At 37.2% G+C, this 5,636-nt stretch carries 6 protein-coding genes; 3 read left to right on the top strand and 3 right to left on the bottom strand.

Translation table 11 applies throughout. The features are described 5' to 3' along the window. Positions 1-487: 487 nt before the first annotated feature. On the top strand, positions 488-1,765 hold the full coding sequence (locus FJR38_RS19210) for a glycoside hydrolase family 10 protein (RefSeq protein ID WP_168490880.1): 1,278 nt from the start codon (positions 488-490) through the stop codon (positions 1,763-1,765). Between the two features lie 46 nt (positions 1,766-1,811). Here the strand turns inward: FJR38_RS19210 and FJR38_RS19205 are convergent, their stop codons facing one another. Together FJR38_RS19205 and FJR38_RS19200 are read right to left on the bottom strand one after the other, a co-directional pair. Next, positions 1,812-3,794: an FHA domain-containing protein gene (locus FJR38_RS19205; protein ID WP_168490881.1), complete on the bottom strand. Its 1,983-nt coding sequence runs from the start codon at positions 3,792-3,794 to the stop codon at positions 1,812-1,814. 39 nt (positions 3,795-3,833) lie between these two features. Then, positions 3,834-4,367: an FHA domain-containing protein gene (locus FJR38_RS19200; RefSeq protein ID WP_168490883.1), complete on the bottom strand. Its 534-nt coding sequence runs from the start codon at positions 4,365-4,367 to the stop codon at positions 3,834-3,836. A 65-nt stretch (positions 4,368-4,432) separates the two neighbouring features. Between FJR38_RS19200 and FJR38_RS19195 the strand changes: the two genes are divergently transcribed. Next, positions 4,433-4,867 carry a hypothetical protein gene (locus FJR38_RS19195; RefSeq protein ID WP_168490885.1) on the top strand — a complete coding sequence of 145 codons (435 nt, stop codon included), beginning with the start codon at positions 4,433-4,435 and terminating at the stop codon, positions 4,865-4,867. Positions 4,868-4,915: 48 nt separating this feature from the next. Then, positions 4,916-5,257 carry a helix-turn-helix domain-containing protein gene (locus FJR38_RS19190; protein ID WP_168490887.1) on the top strand — a complete coding sequence of 114 codons (342 nt, stop codon included), beginning with the start codon at positions 4,916-4,918 and terminating at the stop codon, positions 5,255-5,257. Positions 5,258-5,380: 123 nt separating this feature from the next. Here FJR38_RS19190 and FJR38_RS19185 read toward each other — a convergent pair. Continuing rightward, positions 5,381-5,636: salt stress protein, Slr1339 family (locus FJR38_RS19185; RefSeq protein ID WP_371418245.1), on the bottom strand; the 256-nt coding region annotated here is incomplete at its 5' end.

Here is a 5,636-nt window from a genome sequence, read left to right as displayed (position 1 = left end):
TTTACTACCACACAAGCACAAGCCCACTGCGGCAAGTTTTCTCTTTTCTAGACTTCTATAGGACTAAGATTTGGATTTTTGTTTCGCGTAATGCACCCTGATCTTGATGAATATGCTTTTTTAATTTCGCTCTGTGATACTAGTAGCCGGTCAAATACATTTTTACGGATAAAGAACAAACGAACCACAAAGGACGCAAAGAGCGCGAAGGAAGAAGGAAGAAGGAAGATTATTTACCCGTCAATTACTTTTTGACAGACTACTAGTTCTTGATTAAATTCTTGATTACAAAAAAGTCAATATCAATTACAAAATTTTTTCATATCATCACGATGATAAATAGTAATTCTTTGTCATTTGCTAAATGTCAAAAATAAATTTTTGATGAGATTTGCGAGAAAAAATAGTCAAACCAGGCACTACTTTTGATCAACTACGTCAACTATCTTAAATTTAGTCAATCCCATTGGAATAGTCTCAAATCAAAATGAAATTCAATTTCTTAAAGTTTTGTTCCCAGAAATTACTTAAACGATTATTTCTGCCTTTGTTCTTAATATCCTTACTCACCGCCTTTTGGGGAAACACCTTCACTGCTGTTAACGCCCAAGCACCACGTCAAGAAATTCGTGGTGTATGGATGACAAATAATGATCTGAATATTCTCAGAGATAGGACTAAAGTTCAGGAAGCTGTAACAAAACTGCGACAACTCAATTTTAACACTATCTATCCTGTGATTTGGAATTCTGGATATGTGATGTATCCGAGTAACGTAGCCAAGAGATTAGAAATTCAACCCTTTGTATTTCGAGGTTTAGACGGACATGATATCCTTGAAGACCTAATTGAAAAATCCCACCGTCAAAATTTACTGGTAATTCCTTGGTTTGAATTTGGCTTTATGGCTCCCCCAACCTCAGAATTAGCCATAAATAAACCTGAATGGTTCACACAAAAACGGGATGGTAGTCAAACATCTATTAGTGCCGCTGGTGAAGTTAAATGGTTAAATCCTTTTCATCCCGAAGTACAACAATTTATTACTGATTTGCTGGTAGAACTGACCAATAAATACGATCTTGATGGTATTCAATTTGATGATCACATGAGTTTACCCCATGAATTTGGCTATGATCAATATACAGTTGCTTTATACACCAAAGAAACTAAAAAAAGTCCCCCAACAGATCCTAGAGATCCGGAATGGGTAAATTGGCGAGCAAATAAAATTACAGATTTTATGGTAAGACTCAACCAAACCATTAAGCAAATAAAACCCAAACTGATTTTCTCTGTTTCTCCTAATTACTATGATTTTGCTTATAAATTTCAACTCCAAGATTGGTTGAATTGGGTGCGGTTAAACATAGTAGATGAGTTAATTGTGCAAGTTTATCGGGACAACTTGAATGATTTTAGCTCCAAACTTTCCCGTCCAGAAATGGAAGAAGTCAAACAAATAATTCCTACGGGAATTGGAATTATGGCAGGTTTAAGAACTAAACCCGTTTCCATTCAACAAATTCAATCTCAGGTTCGAGCCGCTCAACAACGGGGACTGGGTGTAGCTTTTTTCTATTATGAAAGCCTTTGGAATGCAGCACCAGAACCATTAAAAGAACGCTTGGCTGGATTTAAAAATTTATTTCCATATCCTTCACAGCGAACGGCATTAGAACGAAATTACGGCAGAATTCAGGAGTCAAACTCTTTTGATGAATTCCAAATATTGCCAACCACAGGCTACGGACAACAAAATTAAAGATAATTAGTGGGGGTGTGAATCCCCCTTCTTCTTGTCTCAATCCCTAATTTTTACTTCCGCCCGGCGAATAGTTAAAAACCCACTTTAACCATTGTTGTAAAGAATTCACACCATTGATACTCTTCACCCCCGGCGCACGCGCAGTATATAATCCATCAACAGCAACTAATGCCGAATATTGTAACCCCAAAAAACTATCAACAGCGGCATAAGGTCCACCCAGGGTAATTGCTCCTGCGGCATAGATTTGTCCTTTGGTATTTCGCATTTCTAATAGTTCAAAATTATTCGCTACGGTTAATCTTCCTAAATGATTTAAAGGGAGATTGTAATGTTGAACTAAATCTTCTAATAAAGGACTAGCTTCAACTTTGGCATCTAATCCAGTAGCATCAATAATAAAGTCTGCGGTTAATTTCATTTCCCCCAAACCTTCTGCTTGAATATTAGTAATAGTCCGGTTTTGTTCATCTTTTTCTACACTAAATACCTGACCAAAAGTGATTTGATACCAACCTTCTTTGATGCCTTGTTCCGTGATATTTTGCCAGTCTAAACGGTCAGCAGTAGTTGTCCCTCCCCAGTCTGCTAGTAAGCTTTTACGTTCTTCGGGAGTAGCTTTTTCTAGCATTTCCCGCAGTTCACCACCCCAACAAGCTTTTGGCCAGTTAAAGGGCTGAAATTCATAGTGATTTTTAACGGTACGTTGTGCTTTTTGAAATTTGTTGCCTTGGGGTTTAGGCGATCGCATTAAATGTAAAACTGTAACATGACGATTTTGTTTTCTCGCTTCATAAATCCGCTGTATAACCCGTGAAGCCACAATTCCCCGTCCCCTAATCAACACTGTCCCACCTTGGCGTTCTAGTTGTTCATAAACATGATTGTGGTCTTCATAGGCATTAACTACAGATTTAAAATCCTGATACTTTTCTCGATAAGTTTGCAAATCTGGTAGAAACTGAATGGCTGGATATCCCGTAGCTAAATGTAAATAACGACTGACAATAAAAGCATATTCTCCTTGTCCTAAAGCATAAGCAATACAATATCTCCCATCTTCCGTTTTCCGAATTCCTCTTACTCTTCCATAACGATAAATTTGCTCCCAACCAATGCGTTTTGCTTCCCTATCTATAGAATTAAAAACATTACCTGCACGAGGAGTATAGGTTTGGGCAAAAGTTGGTTCACTAAAAACTTGCCATAAATATTTAAATGCAGACTTTAAATGACCTTGAGTTAAATCATGCCAAGATTCTCGTAAAGCATAACTAGGCCAACCCCAAATATTATCGGGACAAGAATCAGAATTAGAACGCAATCTTTCTGGCAAAGGAATTTGGGAATTGAGACAAAGCCGCTGATAACGGGCATAGGGTTGTGGTTCTAATCCCACAGCAATAATTTTATTAGCTTTTACACCACTAATTCTCAGCAAATCAACCCAAATAAAACTTCCCAAACCTGCCCCAATAGCTAGATAATCACATTCATGAATGGGTAAACCTGTAGCATGAAGCGCCTGAACTTCTACCTTTTCTGACTGAAAAGCCGACGGCGGAAAATTACTACCTACAGGCGTAGCTACAGGTAACGGTGATACACTAGAATCGGGAAGATTAGTATGAGGATTAAATTGAATTCTAGAAGGATGATTAGGAGTAGGAATAATAGTATTAATACCAAACTGAACAGTAATTGCATAAGGTCCAATTTGCACAGTATCGCCATTCTTTAACTGACAACGAGTTTGTTTTTGACCATTAACATAAACTCCATTCGCACTATTTTGATCAATCACAAATATATGATTTTCATCCCAGTCTTGTTCTGAGTCAATTAGCGCATGATAACGAGAAACTTCATTACTATTTAACAGCATTCTCGAAACACGCTGTCCCTGAATTTCTGTTGGTAAGCGGGCAAATTCTCGACCAAAAGCAATGGGTATATTTAATTTTGGTTCTCGTCTTTCTCCCGTCGCTGGATCTTCCCAACTTAATTGAATTTGTAAGTTAGTCATGAGTCAGTTATTTGTGGTTAGTGATCAATTATTAATGATTTAATTACTGGGTGCAACCAAAACGCTGACGGCTGCTGCTAAAGATGTACCACACCAAGGACAACCTATTTTTAAATTTTCGGCTGGGGAAATTTTATGACATCTGGAACATTGTAAACCATATACAGGTGTGGGTCTTGTCACAGGTGTGGGAGAATGTATTTGCAATTGTGGTGGTATAATAGTTGGGGAAATAATCTTGTGAACAGAAATAGCTGTAACTTCTATTTTCTGTTGTCCTAAATAAATGATGCTACCTTTTCCTAAAGCCATTTCCCCTTTAATTAATTGTTGATTATTGATTAGTGGAGGATTTGGTTCACGCAAGTTTCTGATATAAAATTGTTGCTGTTGTGCGTGAAAAAATATTTCGACGTGCAAACCCGATACAGTCGGGTGAGTTAAAATAATATCGCATTGTAAGGGATCTCGACCAAGACGCACAGTACCTGGATTTTTGCTGGACTGTTGCTCGTAAATATGCTGTGTGATATTTTGATCTTTATCTTGCCAATGTAAAGTTAATGTGTTCATTGTCTTTAAAGTAAATTTTTATCTCCTTTTAATTCCGACTCCTGACTCCTAAATGCTTACATTTTATGACTCCTACTTTACTTGGTCGTTGGCAAACGCGATTATTATTATTAGCAACTGTAGGTATCTTGGTATCTATACCTTTCGCTACAGGTTTATTTGGCAACAAATCTAATTTAGTATATTTTTGGATACTTGCCTATGTCGCCATTTTTGGACTAGGTTGGGATATTTTGTATAACTATCTGCAAAAATCCCGTTGGGATAGAGACTGGCCAGCAGCTTATCAGCTTTTTGCTGGTATCTGGGAAATGGTATTTGTCTTTTGTGGGGTGAAGATATTGGGATTTTTACCTATACCTATACCTAAGAATGAATTATCACCGTTTATCTTTTTGCTGCATTATAGTGTTGTTTGGTTAGCAGTTTTTATAAGTTCACAAAGCATAATGAGGATTATTTTCCCCCGGTGGCGGTTTCGCGGTGGAAAATGGTTGTGAGTTAACCCCCTTTGGGGAATTAAAAATTAAAGACAAAAAACTGAAACTATGAACAGTGAATTACCGATACATGATAAAGCTAATTGTGAGGTAGAAACTACCCTCAAAGTCATTGGTGGTAGGTGGAAGGTATTGATAATTAGAGAATTAATAACTGGGGTGAAACGGTTTGGAGAATTACAACGTTCTTTAAATGGAATTACCCAAAAAATGCTCACTCAGCAACTTCGAGAAATGGAAGTAGATGGGATTATACATAGAGAAATTTATCCCCAAATTCCCCCAAAGGTAGAATATTCACTCACACCTTTAGGGGAAAGTTTAAAACCTATTCTTTATGCTATGCACGAATGGGCAATTAATCACTTACAGCATAATTCCATAAATTAAGATTTAGGGCGTTGCTGATTAAGAGTATGATTTTGTTTCACGCAGAGGCGCTCCAGTCACAGAGAGTAAGGGTTTGAAATCTTTGATTTTTCAATTTCATACTTCAATTCAGCAACGCCAGATTTAGGAGTTAGTTTGTAAATAATCAATTGCGGCTGCTAATTTGTCAGGATAACTTTCAGCAAATTTTTCAAACCATAATCCTTCTGATGATAATGGATCTAATTTAGCTAACCACTTTTTGGCGGGTTTTTCTAAAGCTTGTCTTTGTTTAGCTTTAAGTTTTTCCTGACGAATTTTCTCCTGGATTAATTCTTCTTGTTTTCGCAGTTCTTCAGCCGCATCTTTTGCCGCTAAATCTGACTGAACATCTGCTAAT

The organism is Anabaena sp. UHCC 0253, assembly GCF_009712085.1.
Classification (GTDB): Bacteria; Cyanobacteriota; Cyanobacteriia; order Cyanobacteriales; family Nostocaceae; genus Dolichospermum.
The sequence above is the reverse complement of the archived record's forward strand: the minus strand, read 5'-3'. Positions and strand labels throughout refer to the sequence as shown.

Excerpts from the sequence above, each read along its gene's own strand:
- FJR38_RS19190 (WP_168490887.1), top strand. The coding sequence starts at position 4,916 with ATGAACAGTGAATTACCGATACATGATAAAGCTAATTGTGAGGTAGAA.
- FJR38_RS19205 (WP_168490881.1), bottom strand. The coding sequence starts at position 3,794 with ATGACTAACTTACAAATTCAATTAAGTTGGGAAGATCCAGCGACGGGA.
- FJR38_RS19200 (WP_168490883.1), bottom strand. The coding sequence starts at position 4,367 with ATGAACACATTAACTTTACATTGGCAAGATAAAGATCAAAATATCACA.
- FJR38_RS19210 (WP_168490880.1), top strand. The coding sequence starts at position 488 with ATGAAATTCAATTTCTTAAAGTTTTGTTCCCAGAAATTACTTAAACGA.
- FJR38_RS19195 (WP_168490885.1), top strand. The coding sequence starts at position 4,433 with ATGACTCCTACTTTACTTGGTCGTTGGCAAACGCGATTATTATTATTA.